The organism is Pantoea sp. PNA 03-3 (assembly GCF_003201175.1).
Classification (GTDB): domain Bacteria; phylum Pseudomonadota; class Gammaproteobacteria; order Enterobacterales; family Enterobacteriaceae; genus Pantoea; species Pantoea stewartii.
In genome coordinates this window covers 771532-793483 of sequence record NZ_QICO01000001.1, presented here as the reverse complement: position 1 = coordinate 793483, position 21952 = coordinate 771532, and the positions used below count along the sequence as shown (strand labels likewise).

Annotated in this window: 24 protein-coding genes; 9 read left to right on the top strand and 15 right to left on the bottom strand. The window is 52.6% G+C overall.

Annotation, left to right across the window (positions count from 1 at the left end):
* Positions 1-148 precede the first annotated feature (148 nt).
* Together C7433_RS03655 and C7433_RS24085 are read right to left on the bottom strand one after the other, a co-directional pair.
* Complete coding sequence (locus C7433_RS03655; protein ID WP_199227834.1) at positions 149-598, bottom strand: NUDIX hydrolase; 450 nt, start codon at positions 596-598, stop codon at positions 149-151.
* Positions 599-643: 45 nt separating this feature from the next.
* Complete coding sequence (locus C7433_RS24085; protein ID WP_110267634.1) at positions 644-1225, bottom strand: DUF6886 family protein; 582 nt, start codon at positions 1223-1225, stop codon at positions 644-646.
* Positions 1226-2224: 999 nt separating this feature from the next.
* Between C7433_RS24085 and C7433_RS03645 the strand changes: the two genes are divergently transcribed.
* Both C7433_RS03645 and C7433_RS03640 read left to right on the top strand, forming a co-directional pair.
* Positions 2225-2695 carry a DUF1203 domain-containing protein gene (locus C7433_RS03645; RefSeq protein WP_110267633.1) on the top strand — a complete coding sequence of 157 codons (471 nt, stop codon included), beginning with the start codon at positions 2225-2227 and terminating at the stop codon, positions 2693-2695.
* Positions 2696-2732: 37 nt separating this feature from the next.
* The gene (locus tag C7433_RS03640) at positions 2733-3629 is read left to right on the top strand and encodes a DMT family transporter (RefSeq protein WP_110267632.1); all 897 of its coding nucleotides are present in this window, start codon (positions 2733-2735) and stop codon (positions 3627-3629) included.
* A gap of 151 nt (positions 3630-3780) precedes the next feature.
* On the opposite strand, the gene C7433_RS03635 is transcribed toward C7433_RS03640, so the two are convergent.
* Positions 3781-4377 carry a TetR/AcrR family transcriptional regulator gene (locus tag C7433_RS03635; RefSeq protein ID WP_110267631.1) on the bottom strand — a complete coding sequence of 199 codons (597 nt, stop codon included), beginning with the start codon at positions 4375-4377 and terminating at the stop codon, positions 3781-3783.
* A gap of 53 nt (positions 4378-4430) precedes the next feature.
* Here C7433_RS03635 and C7433_RS03630 point away from each other — a divergent pair, with 53 nt between their 5' ends.
* Positions 4431-5327: a DMT family transporter gene (locus tag C7433_RS03630; protein ID WP_110267630.1), complete on the top strand. Its 897-nt coding sequence runs from the start codon at positions 4431-4433 to the stop codon at positions 5325-5327.
* A 193-nt stretch (positions 5328-5520) separates the two neighbouring features.
* Here the strand turns inward: C7433_RS03630 and C7433_RS03625 are convergent, their stop codons facing one another.
* Entirely contained in the window at positions 5521-6354 is an 834-nt protein-coding gene (locus tag C7433_RS03625) for an oxidoreductase (protein WP_110267629.1), read from the bottom strand.
* Between the two features lie 102 nt (positions 6355-6456).
* On the opposite strand from C7433_RS03625, the gene C7433_RS03620 reads away from it, so the two are divergent.
* Complete coding sequence (locus C7433_RS03620; RefSeq protein ID WP_110267628.1) at positions 6457-7377, top strand: AraC family transcriptional regulator; 921 nt, start codon at positions 6457-6459, stop codon at positions 7375-7377.
* Positions 7378-7462: 85 nt separating this feature from the next.
* On the opposite strand, the gene C7433_RS03615 is transcribed toward C7433_RS03620, so the two are convergent.
* Complete coding sequence (locus C7433_RS03615) at positions 7463-8014, bottom strand: GNAT family N-acetyltransferase (RefSeq protein WP_110267627.1); 552 nt, start codon at positions 8012-8014, stop codon at positions 7463-7465.
* Positions 8015-8322: 308 nt separating this feature from the next.
* On the opposite strand from C7433_RS03615, the gene C7433_RS03610 reads away from it, so the two are divergent.
* Positions 8323-8898 (top strand): YceI family protein, encoded by a 576-nt coding sequence (locus C7433_RS03610; protein ID WP_054633978.1) that lies wholly within the window; start codon positions 8323-8325, stop codon positions 8896-8898.
* A gap of 28 nt (positions 8899-8926) precedes the next feature.
* On the opposite strand, the gene C7433_RS03605 is transcribed toward C7433_RS03610, so the two are convergent.
* From C7433_RS03605 to C7433_RS03590, 4 genes are read right to left on the bottom strand one after another with little or no spacing between them, the layout of a single operon-like run.
* Positions 8927-9733: an anti-sigma factor gene (locus tag C7433_RS03605; RefSeq protein WP_110267626.1), complete on the bottom strand. Its 807-nt coding sequence runs from the start codon at positions 9731-9733 to the stop codon at positions 8927-8929.
* The gene (locus C7433_RS03600; protein WP_058702780.1) at positions 9730-10287 is read right to left on the bottom strand and encodes a sigma-70 family RNA polymerase sigma factor; all 558 of its coding nucleotides are present in this window, start codon (positions 10285-10287) and stop codon (positions 9730-9732) included. The genes C7433_RS03605 and C7433_RS03600 overlap by 4 nt, the downstream gene beginning before the upstream one ends.
* A complete protein-coding gene (locus C7433_RS03595; protein WP_054633976.1) occupies positions 10268-10819 on the bottom strand; it encodes a tetratricopeptide repeat protein in 552 nt (183 codons plus the stop codon). The genes C7433_RS03600 and C7433_RS03595 overlap by 20 nt, the downstream gene beginning before the upstream one ends.
* Positions 10820-10832: 13 nt before the next feature.
* Positions 10833-11411 carry a cytochrome b gene (locus C7433_RS03590; RefSeq protein ID WP_110267625.1) on the bottom strand — a complete coding sequence of 193 codons (579 nt, stop codon included), beginning with the start codon at positions 11409-11411 and terminating at the stop codon, positions 10833-10835.
* A 220-nt stretch (positions 11412-11631) separates the two neighbouring features.
* Here C7433_RS03590 and C7433_RS03585 point away from each other — a divergent pair, with 220 nt between their 5' ends.
* The 4 genes from C7433_RS03585 to C7433_RS03570 all read left to right on the top strand — a co-directional run bounded on the left by C7433_RS03585 (position 11632) and on the right by C7433_RS03570 (position 14877).
* Entirely contained in the window at positions 11632-12600 is a 969-nt protein-coding gene (locus tag C7433_RS03585; protein WP_110267624.1) for a D-2-hydroxyacid dehydrogenase family protein, read from the top strand.
* A gap of 318 nt (positions 12601-12918) precedes the next feature.
* Complete coding sequence (locus C7433_RS03580; protein WP_033738397.1) at positions 12919-13248, top strand: DHCW motif cupin fold protein; 330 nt, start codon at positions 12919-12921, stop codon at positions 13246-13248.
* Positions 13249-13462: 214 nt separating this feature from the next.
* The gene (locus C7433_RS03575; protein ID WP_110267623.1) at positions 13463-13918 is read left to right on the top strand and encodes a GNAT family N-acetyltransferase; all 456 of its coding nucleotides are present in this window, start codon (positions 13463-13465) and stop codon (positions 13916-13918) included.
* A gap of 392 nt (positions 13919-14310) precedes the next feature.
* Positions 14311-14877 (top strand): hypothetical protein, encoded by a 567-nt coding sequence (locus tag C7433_RS03570; protein WP_058702773.1) that lies wholly within the window; start codon positions 14311-14313, stop codon positions 14875-14877.
* 56 nt (positions 14878-14933) lie between these two features.
* Here the strand turns inward: C7433_RS03570 and C7433_RS23525 are convergent, their stop codons facing one another.
* The 6 genes from C7433_RS23525 to C7433_RS03540 form a co-directional block, all read right to left on the bottom strand.
* Positions 14934-15155, bottom strand: a complete 222-nt coding sequence (locus C7433_RS23525; RefSeq protein ID WP_146212547.1) for a hypothetical protein — start codon at positions 15153-15155, stop codon at positions 14934-14936.
* 492 nt (positions 15156-15647) lie between these two features.
* Positions 15648-15953, bottom strand: coding sequence for a hypothetical protein (locus tag C7433_RS03565; protein WP_133745163.1), 306 nt, complete (start codon positions 15951-15953; stop codon positions 15648-15650).
* Positions 15954-15972: 19 nt separating this feature from the next.
* Positions 15973-17517: a methyl-accepting chemotaxis protein gene (locus C7433_RS03560; RefSeq protein ID WP_110267622.1), complete on the bottom strand. Its 1545-nt coding sequence runs from the start codon at positions 17515-17517 to the stop codon at positions 15973-15975.
* A 374-nt stretch (positions 17518-17891) separates the two neighbouring features.
* Positions 17892-18248 (bottom strand): hypothetical protein, encoded by a 357-nt coding sequence (locus C7433_RS03555; protein WP_233255748.1) that lies wholly within the window; start codon positions 18246-18248, stop codon positions 17892-17894.
* Positions 18241-19785 (bottom strand): methyl-accepting chemotaxis protein, encoded by a 1545-nt coding sequence (locus tag C7433_RS03550; RefSeq protein WP_110267620.1) that lies wholly within the window; start codon positions 19783-19785, stop codon positions 18241-18243. The genes C7433_RS03555 and C7433_RS03550 overlap by 8 nt, the downstream gene beginning before the upstream one ends.
* Positions 19786-20645: 860 nt before the next feature.
* A complete protein-coding gene (locus tag C7433_RS03540; RefSeq protein WP_033737918.1) occupies positions 20646-21932 on the bottom strand; it encodes an aromatic amino acid transport family protein in 1287 nt (428 codons plus the stop codon).
* Positions 21933-21952 lie beyond the last annotated feature (20 nt).

Below are 21952 nucleotides of genomic sequence, written 5' to 3'. Positions count from 1 at the left end.
GGATATTCCCTGCTTCTTGCTTAGCCTTCAGTCTACCCGTTTTTTTCCAACGCTAACCATCCGGGGCTTAGGGCAAATGCTGAACTCTCTTCCCTGACGCTTTGCTGTACCAGCTTTATCTGACTAAGTACTTAATCAGTCTTTAAAGTCAGTTGCCGCGATTCACAAAGTAGTTTATGTACGTTAAATATTCGTTGTTCATCGGCGAAGGCAACTTTCTTGCAGAGAAAAATTCAAGCGCAACTCCTTCTCTGGGGTCGTTGACTAACTCCCCGGACCAACTGTCAGTGAAGTAAAGTGCGGTAATGACATTAATTTCGTCCCGGTTGTGCAGAATGAAACTATAATTCTGCCCTGAAAAAACTTTCAGAAAGTGAAGGCAATGAATATCAATATTGGTCTCTTCTTTTACTTCCCTTAACGCAGTCTGTTCAAGTGATTCTCCCGGTTCAAGTAAGCCGCCCGGCAATCCCCAGGTAGAGTCTTTGCGCTGCTGAAGTAAAAGTTTGCCATCATTCCGGACAATGATGACGTTGGCACCCGCAAGCAAAAGCATACGATGGCCGATGATGCTGCGCATCTCAGAGACATAGTCCATATAAACTCCATAATGAGAAAAACAAGCCTGGCTGCACAGGCAGCGTCACACAATTACCTGACGGCCTGGTTTTGAATGAGTCCACCCAGGCTTCCCCCAGTCCTGGGCGTTCCTGAGTCTTATGCCGCTCGCGTGCAGCGTGGATTGCCAGATACTTTTCAGGGGCGTCAGCCTGTCCATAACGCGAAGACCAATATTCCTGTCCGTAAGTTCGGTGGGAAGGCTTGAAAAGCATTTAAGGCCGACAGGTACAACTTCTTCAGGACATACCCACATCCCGACCTCACCTGTAGGTTCAAAACCTGCGGTAGGCAGTTCATACCTGAAAATCTGTCCGAGGTTAAACCGCGAAAGCCACGTCTGCTCTATGCAGGCTATAGCCGATGAGCTGATCATATTACCCATCCACAATTCTCTGTCCTCGCGTGTGGTTCCCGCGACAGGCCAATAAACAATGCGAGGGCATTCGCGTGGAAACAGATACAAAAGCTCATAAGCTTCGGCGGTAGCCCATATGAGTGAACCGTTCAGCCATTCCTGACCTGCCGGTCTGTCAACACGAACCTTTAAGGGGCGAGGTCTGAAGACAGCGATGTCGGGATTATCACTGAAATGAAACAGGCGCATTCAGAAGTCCATTTAAAGTAGACGATGTATGATGAATTCATCATTCTATGTTGGAAAAGTTTTATTTAGATGAATACGTCAATGACGGTTTAAGCCACAACTTCTGAAAGATGTGCTGCATTTGCCGTGAGAAATTGTGCTGCTACGTCCAGATCCTCTTGTGCAATGCCTGAGTAACTAAACTGAACTTCAGTCTGAAGAGGGATGATGAATCATAAGGTTAATTAGGATAGTTGGCTTAAGGTCCGCTTTGAGCGAATAGCGGACGCGCGCAGTTAGCCGAGAGTAGCTGAAGAATTTGTGAATGAAGCCGCGTATTCATTTACAGGAAGCAGGTCACGGTGATTCTGCAATAGAGACATAATCCTTTCTTTTTTAAGGAGTAACTGAGGGAACAGGCTTCAGATCTGATACGGGGTTGTTGCCCGACGAAGCAAAATACATTTTAAACGTTCGCTTCTGACGCCGTGCGGACCACACAGGTGAATGCACAAAGGGCAGGACTTATCTGAATTTTACCCGATTCAAAGGGGATAGTGAGTCACCTTACAGAGAAGAACTCACCTTATCGAAAGCACAAAGCCTCATCGCATCAACTGCGCCTTTGTCAGTTCATGGAGGATTTTTGCGTGTTCAAACAAATTCAGGATGTCAGCTGACCGTACCGACAATGCGTTTTCATACTCCGGGGGGCATTACCATGCTTTTGACCTGGCGGGCAGTCGCAATCACTGTGAGCCTGCAAGGCGGCTGCCTGCACTTGATGATGTCGCTTGTGATGCGTCAGGTTACCTACCGGCTGACCGGGCCGACCTGTGAGTGGCTTGTAGCAGACACATGCGTTTGAATGCCAGCATTCCCTCTGATTCCTTCGCCTTTTACCACGGCTTTAACGTAACCCTTTCTCAATCCTGTATGCAGTATTTCCCTGTCCGAAAACAGCGAGCAGTTCCTGTCAATAAAAAGGTACTGTCATTCTGACCAACACGGGAGGCGAAAATGAACTACAAAATTTCGGGGCTTGATGCGGGACAGTTCGTCCATCTTTTTGGCCAGGACGAACACTATTTAACTTTCCACGGTGCTGTAAGAGTCAAGGTCGAGAGTTGCCCGGGGTATCCCGACAGAATCTCGCTGCGCGATATTCCTGCCGGTGAAACAGCGATTCTGATCAACCATACCTATCAGCCCGCAAATACACCTTACCATGGCTCTCATGCCATCTATTTGTGGGAGGGATGTACGGAGCAGGGCATATATCTCAATAACATACCGGAAGTGATGATCCACAGACTTCTTTCCCTCAGAGCCTATAGTGAAAACCATCTCATGGTAAAAGCTGAAATCTGTCAGGGCAATGCAGCGGAACAATGGCTGAATCATTTTTTCGACGATCCTGCCGTAAGTTATATTCATTTCCACTACGCAAAACGGGGATGTTTCGCCTGTCTTGCCGAACGTGTTCTGTAAATGAGCATGCCGTTTGGGATCGGTCAGGAAAAACCAGATGAAGATTTATGATGTTGTCAGGCTTGTTTTACTGGCCGCGGTGTGGGGTTCAAGTTTTCTGTTTATGAGAATAGCCGTGCCCGCCTTTGGATCCATTAATGTGGCTTTTTTACGCGTACTATTAGGATTTACGGGTCTTGCCGCCATCGTCCTGTTCAACAGGCAATTACAGACATTCAATGGGAAACTGAGGGCAAAGCTGGTGCTCGGCATCATCAATTCCGGTCTTCCTTTTCTGATGTACTGTATTGCGGCGAGATGGCTCCCGACGGGCTACTCCGCACTGTTTAACGTGACAGCGCCGATGATGGGAGCACTTATCGGCTACTGCTTTTTTGGGGAAGTCATCACCGTAAGAAAATTGATCGGAATATTAACGGGTCTGGCGGGAATAATGCTTATAAGCAGTCCTGCTTTCTCTGGTTTAGGCGGAATGTTTATAGCAGGCGCGCTGGCCTGTCTGGTGTCGACAACCTGTTACGGACTTGCGGGTTATCTTACCAGACGATGGATTACCGAGCGGGGAGGGCTCGATCCGCTTCTGGTCGCACTTGGAAGTCAGGCTGGGGCATCCGTTTTTTTGTTCCCCTTTTTTGGCTGGAACCTGTTTTCAGCAGTTACCGTTAACGGGTTTCAGCCCTGGGTATGGAGCAGCGTAGTCGCGCTGGGCTTAATCTGTACTGCGCTGGCGTACATTTTGTATTTCAGGCTTATTGCAGATACGGGGCCTCTGAAATCTCTTACGGTCACATTTATTATCCCTCCCTTTGCCTGCTTGTGGGGCTATCTTGCGCTTGACGAGAAAATTGGAGAGAAATTTATTGCAGGCGCCTGCCTCATCGGCATTGCGGTCTGGATGGTGGCGTTTTCGGGCAGAAAGAGGCAGACCTCATAACGGGAATATTTCTGCAATGCCGTACAAAGTGCCTGGCGGCGTAAACCGACTTTTACCGCAAGGTGCCTTTTGTGAGAGTCCGCCCTGTATCAGGCCCGGCGATGCGGTTAGCCATACTGTCCCGTCAGCCGTTTTGACGGACTGTAACGCTTTAAACAGCGTCAGGTTCAGCAAAAAGAAGGTCTGGTAGCGTTTGCATCAAAAAATCATAAGGAGAAAGGCGACGCTCTATGCGAATACGGATCATCACGCCTTCATAACTGTGAATAACCAGCATTGCCGCGCTTTCCGGAGACATGCGTGGCGATAATGTCTGAGACTGCTGAGCGTCAGTAAAGATGTTAATCAGATCGCGCTCCCAGGCGCTAAAAATTGCCAGCAGCTTCTGACGCATTTTTTCACTGTGTACAGCGCCCGTCTGCCCTATAATTCCTGCCAGACAGCCGCCTGCTTCGGGTTCACGCTCAATATATTCCCTGTGTCCGCTCAGCCAGTTTATCAGACGCTGGCGGGGAACAAGCGCTGTATTCAGCAGTGTATTTTCCCGGAGTGCGTCAAACGTCTTGATATAGACGTCAAGGGCGGCACAGGCAAATTCTTCTTTGCTGGAGAAGAGATTATAAAATGATCCTTTAGGCATTCCTGCTTCACCAAGAATAGTGGTAATACCACTACCTTCATATCCTTCCCTCATGAAAACCCTTACACCGGCATTTAAAAGACGTTTGCGCGTATCACTCTTTGCCATAATAATTAGACCGTTCTACTTTTTTTTAAAACTATAGCGAACAAGGATAAGAGATGCCACTGTTTAAAACCGCCAGCAGGCATAGCCTAGGGATAAGCATGGTGTGCCTTTCCGCCGTCATGTGGAGTTCAGCAGGTTTCTTCGTGAGAATGCTCGATATGAACACGTGGGCAATGGTCGCATGGCGGTCACTGTTTGCTTTTCTGTCACTGGTTCTTCTGCTGGCGTTGGGTGGGTATTTGCGCCGTTTTGCATTTCGTCATGATGTGGGTATAAAAGGTCTGATCACGGCTGCCGTCATGGCGGTTTCTATGTTTTGTTACGTAGCGGCATTGAAACTCACCAGTGTTGCTGGTGTGATGACGGTTTATGCCACCATTCCCTTTTTTGCCATGGGGCTGGGTTGGCTGATACAGAAGAAAAAAATAACAAAGCGCGCGCTTATCTCGGCGGCACTGAGTCTCGTGGGGGTCATTGTTATGGCGACCTCTGCCTCAGGTACGGGCGATATGGCGGGTAACGCACTGGCACTCATGATGACGGCCGGTTTTGCCGCCAGCATCGTGATGTCCGGGACATGGACGGATATGAATCTGCCGGCAGTTACGGCACTGGCGTGCGCACTCTGCGGTGCATTCTGTTTTATAATGATGCCGCAGGGCCTTCCACTTCCCGGTTTACATGACATGGTATGGTTATGTGCTTTTGCGCTGGCCACGCAGAGTCTGAGTTATCTCCTTTTCATGGCAGGTAGTCGGTATATTAACCCCGCTGAAGCCAGCCTTATTGCGCAAACTGATATTGTGCTGGGGCCTTTATGGGTCTGGATCTTCTTCAGTGAATTACCGCCCAGCAATACATTACTGGGCGGGGCAATAACCTTCATTGCGGTAATGGGTTACCTTGCAGGTGAGTATTACCTGAAGACAAGAGCAGCTTCGAAAAACTAATCGTTTTCGTATTTAACAGCGCCTCATTTTGGATTCCAGGTCTGATTCTGGCACAAAGCTACAGAACAATATCAACGCCCGGGAATAATGGAAATTACCTTCACTCCCGGGTAACCCCTTTATCATACGCACCATTCACCTGTGATGGCTGACCGTTTCAACAGCCACCACAGGGATGTATTTCAGCAACGAATTAGCCATCTGTTGAAAGTGTCAGGGATTCCCACTGTTCGATTTCATGATGCAAATCGGCGAGCTTTTGCCGCACCAACGTTAATGCATCACTGCCTAACAACAAGTGCGCGGGTGGGCTCTGGCTTTCAATCAACGTCAGGATGGCCTGCGCTGCTTTTACGGGATCGCCGGGCTGGTTTCCGCTTTTTTCCTGGCGCGCCTGACGAATGGGGTCAAATAACGCGTCATAGTCCGGGAGGGTGCGGGCACTACGTGACATTGAGCGACCGGCCCAGTCGGTGCGAAACGAGCCGGGTGCGACCGCGGTGACTTTTACATTAAATGGGGCCAGTTCCTTACCTAAGGTTTCTGATATGCCTTCCAGCGCAAATTTGCTGCCGCAGTAATAGCTGATACCAGGCAGGGTGATAAAACCGCCCATTGACGTGATATTGATGATGTGGCCGCAGCGTCGCTGACGCATCTCTGGCAGGACGGCTTTTATCATCGCCACTGCGCCAAACACATTTACGTCAAACTGGCGGCGCATTTCTTCCAGCGAGGATTCTTCCAGAATGCCTTCATGACCATAACCCGCATTGTTCACCAGAACATCAACAGGACCAACGGTAGCGACGATCTCCTTAACGGTCTCAGCAATTCGCTCAACGTCTGTCACGTCAAGCAGGCGACCAAATGCCCGCTGCGCATCAAGCGCTTCAAATGCCTGTAATGCGTCAGGGTTGCGCACGGTTCCAATAACCCGATGGCCCGCAAGCAGGGCTTCCTTCGCCAGGGCAAGACCAAAGCCACTACTCACACCGGTGATAAAAATCGTTTTTGCAGATGTCATAATTTATTCCCATGCAGTAAAAGCTGCATGATATTCTCTGCACCGATGGATTTTCAGGCCATATCTTCTGTTTTTATTGCCTGATTTTATGAGGGTGCGATAATGTCCGACATGATTACACGGGTAAAAACACTGGCCGTTCAGGAAGGGTACAACCTTACCGCGCTGCCCGATGTGAGAATTTTGCGCGCCAACCGCCCGCTTGCCAGAACCCCTGTGCTCTATGATCCCGGCCTTGTCATTGTCTGCCAGGGCCGTAAACGCGGTTATTTCGGTCAAAAGACCTATCTGTACGATGAACAGCACTATCTTGCCGTCTCAGTCCCCGTGCCCTTTACCATGGAAACTGACGCATCGGCAGACCATCCGCTACTGGCTATATATATTCATCTGGATTTTCAGCTTGCTGCGGAACTGATGCTGCAGATTGAGCAGCATGGTGCACCGCAACTTTCCGCCGCGCCTGAGAGCATGATATCGAGCCCGATGGATGACACGATAAAAACGGCTGTGTTACGTGTGCTTGACGTGCTGGAGAATCCCGCAGAAGCCGCCATCCTGGGGCCCGGGAGGATGCGCGAACTTTATTATCGTGTATTAACCGGCGCGCAGGGCAACGCAATGCGGGCGGCGCTGGCCTTACAAGGTCAGTTCGGCAAAATCGGCAAAGCCTTACGGCGTATCCATGCCACTTATGCTGATCCTTTAACGCTTACGCAACTGGCGGCGGAAAGCGGTATGAGCGTGCCGACCTTTCATCACCACTTTAAAGCCATAACCCAGCTGCCGCCGATGCAGTATGTAAAATCAGTTCGCCTGCATCAGGCGCGAATGCTGATGGTCCGTCAGCAGCTCACTGCCGCCGCCGCGAGCTACGCCGTTGGCTACGAGAGCCCGTCGCAGTTTAATCGCGAGTTCAAACGGCTGTTTGGCCTGCCACCGGCAGAAGAGATAAAGCGTATGCAACGTAATTTCGCCTTTCCGCCTTTGCAGCAAAACTCTGCATTTGTGTCATCGCACTGAAGCTGTGATGGCATCGCTGACGAGATGAAAATGAGCAGGTGGAAAACCGCTCTTTTTCTGATTTATCAGTCATATTTAAGCCGTGCTAATACCGGTAGATCACCGTATCATCAATCCGCCCCAGACTATCGAGGCGTTCGTTAACCAGTCTGGCTTCGGGTTTGAAACCGCACTTTAACGCAACAGACTGACTGCGTACGTTACGTCCTGCCGTACGAATTTCGATTCGTTTTGCCTGAAAAAAATCGGCGGCCATGTTTGTGACTAGCTTACAAGCTTCAGACATAATGCCTTTACCCCACATATAAGTGGCGAGCCAGTAGCCGATTTCATAATAAGGAATCGCGCGATTCCTGATAAATAAGCTAATACAGCCTGAGAGGTCATCTGACTGACGATCAATGATTAAAAACTTATATTCAACGTTGTCATTCAGGAAATTCCCGGCCGCCTCCGCCATACTTTTCTCAACAGCATTCAGAGAGTGAAAACCGGGAGACCAGAGCAGGAATTCATGATGAAGGGAACTAAATGCATTCAGTTTTTGCTGCATTTCTTCCGTACGACTCATGTCCGGGGCGATCAGATAAAAGGTTTCATGCTGCCGAAAATTAAGCGGAATATCATCCAGGTACATAACTCATCTCCTGAACTCAGATTAATTTTCTTTCTTATCACAAGCGATGAAGATCTGCATCCGCTTCAGATAACAGGTTGGGCAACCTCCACGCCGGACACCGCGCCAACAACCCGCTCACAGCGGAAAGACGCTCGCGCATCGCAAAAAACCGCCGCACTATCCTGCATCCACCTCACATAACCGTGCCGCTTCCCCATCCAAATGCGATCTCCGGCCTCACGAATGTTATATAACTGTAAGTATCAATCGAATAACGTTGTCACCTGGCGCGTTAACGCGTTGTCTGTTTACTGGAGAAGCCTGCTATGACGCGCGCTGTTTCTTTTTTGGTTGCTGGAGTGCTGCTGAGTCCGTTCGCCCATGCGGCCCCGCTTTACTACACGATTTCCACGCCTGACACGGCAATAGGGCTGTCATGGCGTGCCTTTGGCGGGATGTCGCATGCGAAACTGACGGGTGTGACCGGCGAGGTGACGCTGAACCCGGCGAATGAGCTGGATAATCATGTCCGGGTCACCATTCCGGTTTCCACGCTAATCGCCTCAAACAATCTGCTGACCTATCAGCTGAAAAGCAGCATGTTTTTTGATGCGCCGCGCTATCCCAACATCGTCTTCACCAGCACCCGCATCGTGGCGCGCGGCAACGGTAAATACCGGCTTTTTGGTGCGTTAGCGGTGAAGGACGTCCAGCGACCGGTGATCCTTGACGCGACGATGGAAGAGCATGATCGCACCGCAGAGACTGGCGACAGGATCTCGCTGCATGCGATGACCACGATCTCGCGCTCGGCCTACCATATGGATCGCTTTACCTCGCTGGTGGATGACAGGGTAACCATTACTATCGATATTCAGGCAGAGGCCAGCCATGTCCCCTGAACGCGCCTGGCTAAATGCCGCGTGGTGGTCAGGCGTTAAGCGCGGTTTTCAGGGCACTGGCGCTGGCGGATAATTCCCCGGCCGGATTGCGGCCAATCAGAACAAACTGGTAGCCGCGGTGATGCCACCACACCAGGTGCATGTCATGGCGCTGTTCGCGCTCAAGCCCGGTTGAAGTCGGATGCGCATCGGGGGAAATGCACAGCGCCATCGGGCCATATTCCGCATGGATCCAGGCAATCTGCGCAATTGACGTACTGTCATAGCGCAGCATGCGCACCATTTTTAACTCTGCGTCGGGCAGCGTGAGCTGCTGCGTATTCAGATGCAGACCAATATCCTGTGCCGTGCGGGCCAGGCCATGCTGCAAGGCGGCAGGGGAGTTATCGGCATCCAGCAGGGTTTCTGCGCTGTAGAGCGACATGTACTGCGCTTCAAGATCGCGAATCTTCTCACTCTCACTCAGCGCGGTTTTGCCGGGGCGCGCCAGATAACCCAGCCCCGAGCCGATCAGCAGAAAACTCAGCGAGGCGGCGATCAGTGAACGACGACTGACGCCCGTAGTGGACGTCATTTTGGGTTCAGGCGCGGGGGGAGCTGAGAGCGCATCCAGCTGGCGCCGCATATTGGCTTCCGGGGCTTTGTCCAGTAGCGGCGCAAAGGCCGCCTCAAAGTCGAGCTGGCTTTTCATCAGTTCATCAATGCGCTCAGCCAGATCAGAATCCGTCTCCAGCAGCGCTTCGAGCCTGCGCGCGTCAGCCGGATCCATCTCGCCATCCAGCCAGGCGACCAGGGCTTCGTCGCTGTACGGAGGCGTAAATTGCGACGTGTTCATGAGCGTTTCTCCTTTGCGGCATCCTGATCATCAAACGACCTGGCCAGCGCCGAACGCGCGGTGGCCAGCCTGCTCATGATGGTGCCGACAGGCACGACCAGCGTCTCTGCGGCTTCCTGATAGGTAAAGCCTTCTACATAGACCAGAAACACGGTATTACGCTGGGCTTCCGGTAGCGCACTGACGCGCTGCATGATTTTCTGAAAATGCAGGCGTTTTTCATCACGTTCCTGCGCGTCCGGGGCCAGCAGTTCGTCACTGTCAACAAAGCCCTGTCCCAGCCGCACGCGGCGGGCGCGCAGATCAGAAATCCAGATGGAGTGAAGGATCGTGAACAGCCAGCGATCGATGCGCGTGCCGGGCGTATACTGCGCGCTCTTTTCGAGCGCGCGAACGCAGGTCGACTGTACCAGCTCTTCGGCAACGTCGTGGTTTCGGGACAGCACCAGGCCGTAGCGCCACAGGCGCGTCAGATGGGCAGCAAGCTGTTGACGAACTTCGCTGGTCGTAATATCACTGTCCTCGCATTGCGTATCAGGATTCCGGATGGCCAGCAATGGCGGCCTGCAAATCACGATACTCCTCGCAGCCCGTTCCGCACAGGCGGGCGAGAGTATTTAACTGTGCTTTCGCCAGGTCGGGACGACCTTTAATCAGCCACGCTTCGCCGAGATATTCACGTACTTTGGCATAGCGTGGATTGAGCGCCAGCGAACGCTGATAATACCCGATACCTTCATCGGTTCGCCCGAGTTTTCGGGTGGCATAGCCGCGGTAATTCCAGGCCTCGGCGGTGTCAGGCTGTTTCAGCTTGTCCAGCAGCGTCAGCGCGGCCTGGTACTCGCCTTTTTTCGCCAGATGATACGCATAACGGGTTTTGTCTTCGTCAGTCAGACGCGCCGATTTATCGGGGACGCACTGTTTACGCTTGCTGTCATAAACCTGCCCATGCGGACAGTCCGGGATCGTACTGTTGGTGCTGTCATCCCCTGCGGCCAGCGCGGGTGCGGTGTGGATAACCAGCAGCAGCGCCGGAACCCATAGTTTACGGCCTGTATTATGCAGTATCGATGCAATGTTTTTCATGGCAGAGCTCCAGTTAACGGAAGGGGCGAACGGGCAGCATGCGACGCAGCACGTTATCGCGGAAAACAAAGTGATGAAGCAGGGCGGCCAGGGCATGAAACGCGGCCAGAACGATCAGCGTCCAGGCGATGGTGTTATGCCATTCCCTCAATGAATGTTTAAACAGGGGATCGACATGGACCCGCCCGCTCAGCTCAAAGAGGCCGAAAAAGTGAAACGGCTCCTGCTGTGTCCAGCGGAACAGAAAACCCAATACAACCTGCGTGAACAGCAACAGACAGCGCGCGCCGTGCACGTAATGAGACAGAATGGATGCCGGACGGGATATCGACGCCGCAGGCAGGGCATAACGCGGCGAGCATTGACTCATCACCCGCCAGACCGGACGAACCACCATCACCAGCGCCAGCAAAATACCGCAGGAAATGTGCACTGACTGTAAGCCTTTCCTGAGCGGCGTGCCGCGCTCCAGCCATTGCCAGATGTGGGCGCTGGCGAATAAAAAGAGGACGCTGGCGGCGGTGATCCAGTGCAGCGCCAGAGTCAGCCGGTCATCGTGCTGTCGGGGTTTTACGGGTTGAGCATGAATCATGACGTGGGTTCTCTCGTTCAGATTTCTGCTGAGTAAACGTGCGTCCTGCGATTTCTATTCACTCTTTTTTTCGCAACCCGTTGGCAGGGTCCGCCTTGCTCAAAAGCGTGGACAGAATGCGGCGAAGCCGATTGACGAAACCCTGTTGATGTTTTAATGATGTAAGACTGCTTACAGGCGGCAGTGAAAAGCGAATCCGACTCTTGAGGCGCGCGTAACGATGACGATACCGGTATGTATTCCCGACGATTATCAACTGGCTACGGCAGGACTGGACTGCCTGAAACGCCATCCGGCCTTTCACTGTACCGCCGTTGGGGATATCCATTGCGATCCCGCCACCGCTAAAGCGCTGGCAAGTGCTCAGGCCCTGATCCTGATTCGCGAGCGCACCACCATTGACGAGGCGTTTTTACAGCGCACGCCCCAACTGAAGCTGATCAGCCAGACCGGCAAGATCGCCCGCAATATCGATCTTGCAGCCTGTTCCCGGGCTGGCGTGGCGGTGGTGGAAGGCGTGGGTTCGCCCGTTGCGCCGGCAGAGCTGACATGGCTGTTAATCATGGCGGCCCGCAGGAAGTTCGTACAGGCCGTTAACGCCATGCGTGCCGGACACTGGCAGGCAGAACTGGGGCAGGGTGTACACAAACAGACGTTAGGGATTCTGGGCTACGGCAAAATCGGCAAGCGCATTGCGGCTTACGCCCGCGCGTTTGGCATGCAGGTGCAGATTTGGGGCAGCGATCGCGCCCGACAGGAAGCGCAGCAAGAAGGCTTAATCGTGCCAGCCAGCCGTGAGGCGTTTTTTGCGACCAGCGATGTGATAACTGTTCATCAGCGGCTGGTGGCCGCCACCGAGGGCAACATCACGCTGAGCGACCTGGTGCAGATGAAGCCCGATGCATTGTTTGTGAACACCAGCCGGGCAGAGCTGGTGGCAGAGGGCGCCCTGCTGAGCGCGCTCCGGCAGGGCCGTCCGGGATTTGCCGCGCTGGATGTCTTTGAGGCAGAGCCCCTTTACGATCCGGCGCATCCAGTGTTATTGATGCCCAACGTACTTTGCACGCCCCACATCGGCTATGTTGAAAAGGACAGTTACATGCTTTATTTCAGCACCGCGTTTGACAATGTGGTGCGTTTTTTCCAGGGTGACACAAGCCACGTGATCAACCCTGAGGCGCTGGATTAAACGCAATTTGCTGCGCTAAACCGTTACGTGGACGCAGTGTCAATACGTACGGGTGTTCAGGGAAAAGATAACACGTTTAAGAAAGCTAAACAGAAAGCCGAAAAGTGATAAAGCCATCCGCTGATCCGTTTAACTATCGCCAGGTTTGTCATCGAGTCCACTCGTATTCACGGCTCACATACCCGAGCGCAGAGGGTAGGAAATGGTTTAATGGCCTGAAGCTGAAGCGTCGCGTTTACTGAGCCGGCCGTTATCTGCCTGCTCCGCTTTAAATACCCCAGGTGACGTCACTCACCCTCGCGAATAAGGCATAAAAAAATGAAGATGGAAAATATCCCTTTTGGCACAACCGACTGGTCACAGATCGAGGAAGAACGCCATAAAGGTGAATGCGGCTTCGCGCTCTGGCGTGTGGCAAAGTTTGGCGCTATCCGGGTGAGAATGGTTGAGTACTCTCCAGGTTATGTCGCCGATCACTGGTGTTTAAAAGGTCACATTCTTCTGTGCCTGAAAGGCGAAATGACCACGGAACTGGAGGATGGACGAGTGTTTGTCCTGACGCCTGGCGTGAGCTATCAGGTGGCGGACAATGCCGAAGCGCATCGCTCGACGACAATGCAGGGCGCAACGCTGTTTATCGTTGATTGAAGGGAGGTAGGGTGATTTTCTTGTTGTACGCCAGTAAAGGGGGAAGCGCGTTTTTTAAACGTGAGACCGGTTGTTGAAATAATGCGCCAGAACCCGGCATGGAGCACGACAGGTGATGGCCTGCGTCATTAATCATGTGCTGAGTCAGGCAAACAATATAAACAGGTCTGAAATATCGTGATGATTTCATCAGACGAAAATGAAAAGGACTATCATGTTCTACCTGTCAGAAATAAATAAAGATGACGCTGCGTTAGCCTGCCTGGTAAGTGAACTTGATGCGTTTCAACGCGCGCTTTATCCTGCAGAAAGTCATCATTGCCTGGACCTTTCCACCGTCAGTAATAAGAAACTGCGCTGCGTCATTGCGCGTGATGCTAATGGGCTGCCCGCTGGTTGTGGCACTTTACTTCTTCAGGACGGCAACGTAGGCGAAATTAAACGGGTTTACATTCGTCCAGAATATCGGGGGCGCCAACTCGGCGAGCAAATTCTGGCCTCACTTGAAAAATTCTCGTCAGAGAACAGCTGTTATCAGCTACGCCTTGAAACCGGCATTCATCAACAGCCCGCTATAGCGCTGTATCGTCGATGCGGCTACAGACTTTGTGAGGCTTTCCCTCCCTATATCAGCGATCCTTTAAGCGTGTATATGTGCAAGGACCTGTAGAAGTACGGCTTACACTTCATCCCCCCGCTTTTATAACGCGCGGTGACATCTTCAGCGTTTGTCGAGGGAGCTGCGTTGCAACTGAGGGTAAATAATTCAGGGAAGACGGTGCAGTAACCGGTTTGTAAGCCCGCCATGTTTGCCTGTAAAGGCGGTCGTTCCCCTCTGCCAGGGTAACGTCTGCTGCTCTGGCACTGTTTCTAATACAAGGTTCGCGAGGATAGTGTCGCTTGTCTGACGCATGAATGTTTGTGCGGTGGCAGAAGCGGACGTTTCTGACCTGCTTATGTAGTTGTTTGGGGCGCGCAGTCCTGCTCATCCTGTCCCGGTTGCCTTGCTCACCCTCGCTCTGCGTCTATGCTTTTTCATTTAAGCTTTACAGGTAAAGTAAAATGCTTCCTTCTTCCGATCCTCAGATGTTGCTGCTGCTCTACTTTGTTTTGCCTGTCTGGCTTATTGCTGGGTTTGCGGACTGGCTTTGTCACAGAGCCACTGATATCGAAACCACCACCGGTCTGAAAGAAACCTATATTCATATTCTGATGTTTCTGGAGATGGGCCTGCCCTTACTCGCGGCCCTCTTTTTAGAGGTAAACGCGTTAGTCATTGCGTTTATGATAGTGCTGTTTTTCTGCCATGAGGCAACAGCGCTGTGGGATGTGACTTATGCTGTGACCGCAAGGCGGGTCTCACCGGTTGAGCAGCATGTGCACAGTTTTTTGGAAATGCTACCTTTAGTGGCGCTTCTGCTGGTGGTTTCCCGTCACTGGCCGCAGTTTTTGGCGCTGTTTGGTTTCGGTGAGGAATCTGCACGATTTGAACTTAAACTCAGAACAGACCCGTTGCCAGGCCACTATATCGTGGCTGTGCTTACAGGAATAGTGGTGCTTGAATTGCTGCCTTACCTTGAAGAGTACTGGCGCGGCAAAAAAGCAAAACAGCGCACACGAAACATCTGACCTGCCATCTGATACATCAGTCGTCATGATGCACTAAGCGGCGTCCGCTCAGACGCTTAAAGCCGTCGTTCGTTTAATCCTGCCTTGTCGGTATCCGAGGTGCCGATAAGCGTGGCGCAACCGTTATGACGCTGACGTGTTTCGTTGCGCTTCAGGGAGGATTTCACTGGGGTTCGTGTGGGGTGCAGACAGGAGTGGGAAGTCACAGTGTAAGGAAGATGGCGCGCTTTGTGTTTAAACGGATAATGTCCGGCCAGCACGGGAGTCAAGGTGCTCATACCTCTATTGATGACGATGCCGCACGGAGTCTTGATGTAGTCAAATCTGGAAGCGTAATGCGCCCACAGGGAGGGATTCACATGCTGGTGCTGTACAGCGGGGGCAGGCGCCTGGCGCAAGCAGAGACAATGCCGTGTCATCGTCAGCCACGGCAGGCTTCGGTGTACCCGACTGTCAGCGAATGCTGCCGGTCCGGAAATGGCGACTAACGCAAATGATAAGAATAGTCCGCCCGGTGAGCCGGTAATGTCTGTTTATTCAGTCTGGTCCAGGGCGTCTTCTGACCGTGAAGAAACACACTACAGGATCGGACAGGCCGGAGGCAGGAAAGGGCAGGGGAAGTCAGGTGCGGGGGCTGTCTGGCAGACATTATGCCTGTAAAAAAAAGCCCGTCGGCATAAACGCGACGGGCCAGCCCGAAGGCGATAAGTATCTTTCTGACAACAACCACATCACATCAGAGTTAACTCGCACTTCATGACAGGCATATTTCAGCCCGCGTCAGGTTTCGGCTTCTCCGTTGTTTCTTTTGCGGCCTGACGGGAAAGACAGTGAATAAAGTTTCCCAGTATGGCGACCGAACTGACGATACCCAGCAGATCTGCCGTGAGCAGCAAATCAGTACGCGCCAGGCGATCAATAAGACCGGACTGTGCCAGAAAGGGCTCAATGTCCTTAACCATTCGCAGCAGATGATGGAGATTGTTGGCAAAGGTATCCGGGCTGCTGTAGTCACCGCTTTTCAGTTGCGTAAAAAGTACATCAACATCTGCTTTTAGTCTCAGGACGAGAGTCATGTACTCGATGTCATCCTTTTCAGACACGGAATGCCTCCACCATGCCGCGCAGGGCGTGCGCCTGCTCAGAGAGGGAGCGGGATGCCGACGATGACTCCTCGACCAGCGCCGCGTTGTTCTGCGTCACGCCGTCCATCTGGCTCACGGCCACGCTGACCTGCGAAATCCCCTGCATCTGCTCCGACGAGGCCAGCGCAATCGTGTCCATGGATTCGGCCAGTTCACCGACCATATCCACGATTTTCAGGATGCTCTGCCCGGTGCCAGTGGCAACCTCCACGCCGCTTTCCACCTGGCTCACGGCCTGTTCAATCAGGGCCTTGATGTCCTTCGCTGCCGTGGCGCTGCGCTGCGCCAGCGTACGGACCTCACCTGCCACCACGGCGAAGCCGCGACCTTCCTCCCCGGCGCGCGCCGCTTCAACGGCGGCGTTCAGCGCCAGGATATTGGTCTGGAACGCAATGCTCTCAATCACCGATGTAATATCCCGGACCTTCAGCGCACTTGCCTGAATGTTATGCATCGTCTCCGTCATGTCAGTGACCTTTGCCTTGTCGGCGTCGACCGTGCGCGCGGTTTCGCGGGCGGACTCCGCAGTCTGCTGCGCACCGGCAGTGTTGCTCTTCACTGTGGCGGTCAGCTGCTCCATGCTGGCGGCGGTTTCCTGCAGCGCGGCGGCCTGTTCTTCGGTGCGGGAAGAGAGTTCTGTATTACCTTTGGCGATTTCGTCGGCGGCCAGGGCCACGGAGGCGGCGGCATCCTTGATCTGCGATACCAGGCCGCGCAGGTTGGCCTGCATGCTGTCCAGCGAGGCCAACAGGCTGGTTGTGTCGTTGCGGCGAAGGACGACGGGGGTGGTCAGGTCACCTGCGGCGATGCTGGCAGCCAGCGTCTGCGCCTGAGCGGGCTCACCGCCGAGCTGACGCATCAGTACCCGGATAATCACCAGGCAGGCGCCTGTCCCCACGAGCACAGAGGCTGTAGCGAACACTATCAGCATAAGAGAAGAGCGTGCGGCTGAGGCGCTGCTTTCTTTTACGGCGCTCTGGCTGTTGTGTTGCTGTATATCCGTCATTTCGCTGAGGGCACTGAGCAGCTTGTTTTGTACAGGCCGGACATTATTGATAAGGAAGGCAGCTGTCTCTCTGTCGTGGTTAGCGACCGCCATCTGGGCGGCCTCATCAAGAATTTTAAACGTGGGTGGGCTCGTGTCAGAAATACGCTTCATCGCCTCCCGGCCAGCCGGCGTAGAATCGGACTGCATTATGTCGCTCAGCGCCTGCTGGTTGGCCATAAACAGATCCTTTTGCTTTTGCAGGCGAGCCAGCTCAGGTTTCATTGCGTCATGCGTGCTGAGGAGGGCGATATTTCTGACCGCCACGCCCATGTCCCGCACACTGGTGAACATCGCCTGGGCAAGCTGGTATTTCTTCATCTTTATGTTGACGGTGTCCTCCATACGATCGCGCGCGGTATAGAGCGCATGAACGCCAATTCCTGAGCAAAAAATAAACAGAAGGATGAGCAGGCCGAAGCCTGCAGCAAGGCGGGTTGATATTTTCATCGGTTTTTCTCGTTATGTAGAGTAGCGCTGGTGTGTGTCAGTCTTTTCAAAACGTAAAGTAAAATCGTGAACATTTTATATTTACTTGATCATTAGTGCTTCTTTTGTGCCAAAAAAGATAAGAAAGATCTGAAATTTTGAGAGGCTGATCCCTTTCTGACCGGTAATCTGGCTTTTTGCGCTGACAGTTACAGTGGTGCTACGCTGTCTATGAGGCCGTGCAACCATGAAGTGACGAGTCAATCATCCCGCACGTCTGACAACAAAAGCCCACCGGCATGAACAACGGCGGGCCAGGCAAAGACGATGTACTTTTTTCTGGCAACGATCATGCCACGCAGCGCAGTGAACTCGTCCTGGGTGGCAGAGGGCTTTCAGACTGAGTCACCGTCACCCGGGTCTTTTGGCGACTGTCTGGCGTGACGAGCCAGACAGTCCATAAAGTTCCCGATTATCTCCACGGCGTGAGTGATGGCCAGCAGGTCCGCCATCAGCATGACATCCGTATGCAGCAGCATCTCCGTGACGCCGGGCTTGCTGAGCATGGGTTTCATCTCTTTTACTTTGTCTATCAGGTACCCCCAGTTGTTAACGAAGGTATCCGGACTGGCGTAACGACCGCTTCTGAGCTGCGTTAATATGACGTCAACATCAGCCTTCATCGCCCTGATGGCAGCCACACAGGACTTTTCATCCTGCGGCGTGGGGGAAGATAAATCATGGTCAGACACGGAACGCCTCCACCATGCCGCGCAGGGCGTGCGCCTGCTCAGAGAGGGAGCGGGATGCCGACGATGACTCCTCGACCAGCGCCGCGTTGTTCTGCGTCACGCCGTCCATCTGGCTCACGGCCACGCTGACCTGCGAAATCCCCTGCATCTGCTCCGACGAGGCCAGCGCAATCGTGTCCATGGATTCGGCCAGTTCACCGACCATATCCACGATTTTCAGGATGCTCTGCCCGGTGCCAGTGGCAACCTCCACGCCGCTTTCCACCTGGCTCACGGCCTGTTCAATCAGGGCCTTGATGTCCTTCGCTGCCGTGGCGCTGCGCTGCGCCAGCGTACGGACCTCACCGGCCACCACGGCGAAGCCGCGACCTTCCTCACCGGCGCGCGCCGCTTCAACGGCGGCGTTCAGCGCCAGGATATTGGTCTGGAACGCAATGCTCTCAATCACCGACGTAATATCCCGGACCTTCAGCGCACTTGCCTGAATGTTATGCATCGTCTCCGTCATGTCAGTGACCTTTGCCTTGTCGGCGTCGACCGTCCGCGCGGTCTCGCGGGCAGACTCCGCAGTCTGCTGCGCACCGGCAGTATTGCTCTTCACCGTGGCGGTCAGCTGCTCCATGCTGGCGGCGGTTTCCTGCAGCGCGGCGGCCTGTTCTTCGGTGCGGGAAGAGAGTTCTGTATTACCTTTGGCGATTTCGTCGGCGGCCAGGGCCACGGAGGCGGCGGCATCCTTGATCTGCGACACCAGGCCGCGCAGGTTGGCCTGCATGCTGTCCAGCGAGGCCAGCAGGCTGGTTGTGTCGTTGCGGCGAAGGGCGACGGGGGTGGTCAGGTCACCTGCGGCGATGCTGGCAGCCAGCGTCTGCGCCTGTGCGGGCTCACCGCCGAGCTGACGCATCAGCAGCCGGGTAATGAAAACACCGGTGCCTGCCGCAACGAGCACGGATGCGACAGCGAGCAACATCAGGATGAGTGAGGCATGTGCGATGGCGGCACTGTTCTGTTCTCCGGATGTGACGCTGACCTTCTTCTGTATTTTTACCAGGTCAGTAAGGGCGCTGAGCATCCTGTCCTGAACCGGATTGACCTCTTTTGCAAGATAGGCAATAAAGGCCTTGTCCTGATTGGCGAGTCCGAGCTGTCTGGCATTTTCAAAAACGGTAAAAAAAGCGTTCTGAGCGTCGTTCAGTCTTTTCAGCGCTTCCTGACCCGCTGGCGTTGAGTCTGCTTCCATGATCTGATGCATTTCTGCAAGGCTGGTCAGAAAGTCGGCTTTACTCTTCTGCATGAGTACATCAGCAGGTTTCATGTCTTCAGGAGTGCTGAGCAGGCCGAGTGTCCTCACCGAGATGGCCATGTCTTTCAGTTCACTGAGCATGAGGGTGGCAAGCTGGCTTTTTTTCATTTTGTAACGAACAACATCATCCAGGCTTTCACGCGCTTTAATCAGGGCATGAAGCGCAGTGCCAGTACATATGGCAGACAGGAGGATAAGAAGGCCGAAACCGGCGGCAAGGCGGGTGGAAATTTTCATGCGCTCTCTCTGTTAAATTGTTATTTTGCTGTGTTTTTAGTTACTAACCACAATTTACTATCGGCACACCGCTCCGCTTGCTCCACACTTGTTTTGTTAAATTAATATTTCACTTTCCATCCGCAGCCGTCCGACACAGGACTGAGCGAACGTCGCTGGGTGGCGTGCTGTAACGGATCACGGCTTCGCCTGACGCTGTGCTCTTTAACCCTTCTTCGTCCGTTTTCCGGGGACTGAACCCTCTCTGTACGTTAATGCCTGTGCCACATTTGGCGCGTCGAAAATGTTGGCGCACTGTAGGCTGAGCGCTGTCCTGCTCCCCCGCCAGCGTCTGACTGGCCGTCTGGCCGGACACCGGAAGGTTAAGTGTGCGTCCGAAGCAGGCGGCAGCCTGACTGGAGTTCATGAACAGACGAGAGGAGGGCGCAGTGCATAAATCCGGCAGAAGCGGCTGGCAATGCTATCAGCAGGCGCGTCGCCTGATTAACATCTTTACTGACGCTCAGCAGACCGCAAACTTTCGCCACATATGTCAGCGCAAAACGCGGCAGTGTGGGGTAGTCACCGTTATGAGGGAGTGATGATGCGTATTCGCGGAGCATTGATCCGTGTGATTGGCTGATGCAAACGCGATCGTTTATGAATTTGACCCGGAAGGTGGGTTTACAGAGTAAAAGGCGGTTTAAAACGACGCAACCCAGGCCGCTTTACGTCCGATAGTCGAGTTTCATTATCATTAAACCTGCTCTGCTAACGGGCGCAGAGCAGGTGATCAATCATCACACAGACAATGATCTTATTGTAGTGATCAGCAAAATAAGAGGCGACAATAGCATCCTGATTTCAGGCGTTAAACTTTATCAGAAAACGTGCCTGATGATAGTTAAAACACCTGCAAACAGAGCACATATTCCGGTCAGGATGACAAACCAGTTAATGAATCCACCGCGAAGATGACGCAATGCCGGGATTCGGTAAAATGCATATTGAGGCAGAAAGAAAACAATGAATACGCTGACGGGGACCATAAAATACTTGATGATGTTAATAACATCCAGATTAGCTATGGTGGGTATGATGGTAATAAAAAAGACGACCACGACAGATACAAGGCGCATTCCCGTTCCGTTTGAAAAGGCGTCGTTGCATCCGAAATTATTAAGCGCCATTCCAGTCAGGCTTTCACGCGTGGCAATAAACGTACCCAGGAAGGCTTTCATCGCCGCAAAAAATATAATTATCTGAGAACAGATGGCAAGCCAGGGAGCGTCAAACTTTCTTGCCAGTATTGACAGCGATGTCAGATTCTCAAGGCGCGCTTCCTTAATGTCTGACGGCGTTAAGGAAAAGATACACCCGAGCGAGAAAAAGACGACTGTTGATATGATGACTATCAGTGAAAGAACGAGGATCTGATTTATTTTTTCGAAAGCCTGTTCACCGTGGGTCTGTTTATAATGAGCAACCAGGCTGGAGACGATGGGCGTGAAGCTGAAAGCAAAAATTAATACCGGAAGGTTATTGAAGAGGGATTTTGCAATCTCCGGTATTGACGTTGTATTCGCCTCCGCGGTAAGGAAAGAAGTATTCCAGTGTGGAACTGACATAATGCCAAAAAAAATCAAAGACAGGATGAATGGGAAAACGATTACCCCGACAACTTTTAATATCGTCTCTGTTTTTCCTAAAGAAATAAGCGACATCAGAAAGATTATTCCGAAAACGGTAGCGCCCCTGTTTAAGGGAGGAAACCCCATCTGCGTTTTGAAAAAATCCAAAAATGTATTGCTCATTGTTATGGCATAAACGGCCAATGATGGGACCATAATGAGAAAGTACGCCACGGTAAGAAATTTTACCGCTTTCCCTCCCAGTAATTCGTTGGTTGTGTCGATAAGATTGCTTTTTGACGTTCTCGTCACCGTTCCTGCCGAGATATACAGTGAAAGCACGCGGTACGTAAAATAAGTAACCGGAAATGCCAGAGCAATAAGTATCATCATTGACCATAAGCCGGCGCTGCCCAGACTCACAGGCCAGAAAAGCGATCCGCTTCCGACGGCACATCCATAAATGGCTAAAATCCACATTATATCTGTTTTAACGGTGTTCCCGGTTATTTTTGGCGTAAGGGTACTGGAAGACATGGTAATCTCCATTTCAAGAG

Coding starts and splice junctions, on each gene's coding strand:
- C7433_RS03655 (WP_199227834.1), bottom strand. CDS start 598: ATGGACTATGTCTCTGAGATGCGCAGCATCATCGGCCATCGTATGCTT.
- C7433_RS24085 (WP_110267634.1), bottom strand. CDS start 1,225: ATGCGCCTGTTTCATTTCAGTGATAATCCCGACATCGCTGTCTTCAGA.
- C7433_RS03645 (WP_110267633.1), top strand. CDS start 2,225: ATGAACTACAAAATTTCGGGGCTTGATGCGGGACAGTTCGTCCATCTT.
- C7433_RS03640 (WP_110267632.1), top strand. CDS start 2,733: ATGAAGATTTATGATGTTGTCAGGCTTGTTTTACTGGCCGCGGTGTGG.
- C7433_RS03635 (WP_110267631.1), bottom strand. CDS start 4,377: ATGGCAAAGAGTGATACGCGCAAACGTCTTTTAAATGCCGGTGTAAGG.
- C7433_RS03630 (WP_110267630.1), top strand. CDS start 4,431: ATGCCACTGTTTAAAACCGCCAGCAGGCATAGCCTAGGGATAAGCATG.
- C7433_RS03625 (WP_110267629.1), bottom strand. CDS start 6,354: ATGACATCTGCAAAAACGATTTTTATCACCGGTGTGAGTAGTGGCTTT.
- C7433_RS03620 (WP_110267628.1), top strand. CDS start 6,457: ATGTCCGACATGATTACACGGGTAAAAACACTGGCCGTTCAGGAAGGG.
- C7433_RS03615 (WP_110267627.1), bottom strand. CDS start 8,014: ATGTACCTGGATGATATTCCGCTTAATTTTCGGCAGCATGAAACCTTT.
- C7433_RS03610 (WP_054633978.1), top strand. CDS start 8,323: ATGACGCGCGCTGTTTCTTTTTTGGTTGCTGGAGTGCTGCTGAGTCCG.
- C7433_RS03605 (WP_110267626.1), bottom strand. CDS start 9,733: ATGAACACGTCGCAATTTACGCCTCCGTACAGCGACGAAGCCCTGGTC.
- C7433_RS03595 (WP_054633976.1), bottom strand. CDS start 10,819: ATGAAAAACATTGCATCGATACTGCATAATACAGGCCGTAAACTATGG.
- C7433_RS03590 (WP_110267625.1), bottom strand. CDS start 11,411: ATGATTCATGCTCAACCCGTAAAACCCCGACAGCACGATGACCGGCTG.
- C7433_RS03585 (WP_110267624.1), top strand. CDS start 11,632: ATGACGATACCGGTATGTATTCCCGACGATTATCAACTGGCTACGGCA.
- C7433_RS03580 (WP_033738397.1), top strand. CDS start 12,919: ATGAAGATGGAAAATATCCCTTTTGGCACAACCGACTGGTCACAGATC.
- C7433_RS03575 (WP_110267623.1), top strand. CDS start 13,463: ATGTTCTACCTGTCAGAAATAAATAAAGATGACGCTGCGTTAGCCTGC.
- C7433_RS03570 (WP_058702773.1), top strand. CDS start 14,311: ATGCTTCCTTCTTCCGATCCTCAGATGTTGCTGCTGCTCTACTTTGTT.
- C7433_RS23525 (WP_146212547.1), bottom strand. CDS start 15,155: ATGAGCACCTTGACTCCCGTGCTGGCCGGACATTATCCGTTTAAACAC.
- C7433_RS03565 (WP_133745163.1), bottom strand. CDS start 15,953: ATGACTCTCGTCCTGAGACTAAAAGCAGATGTTGATGTACTTTTTACG.
- C7433_RS03560 (WP_110267622.1), bottom strand. CDS start 17,517: ATGAAAATATCAACCCGCCTTGCTGCAGGCTTCGGCCTGCTCATCCTT.
- C7433_RS03550 (WP_110267620.1), bottom strand. CDS start 19,785: ATGAAAATTTCCACCCGCCTTGCCGCCGGTTTCGGCCTTCTTATCCTC.
- C7433_RS03540 (WP_033737918.1), bottom strand. CDS start 21,932: ATGTCTTCCAGTACCCTTACGCCAAAAATAACCGGGAACACCGTTAAA.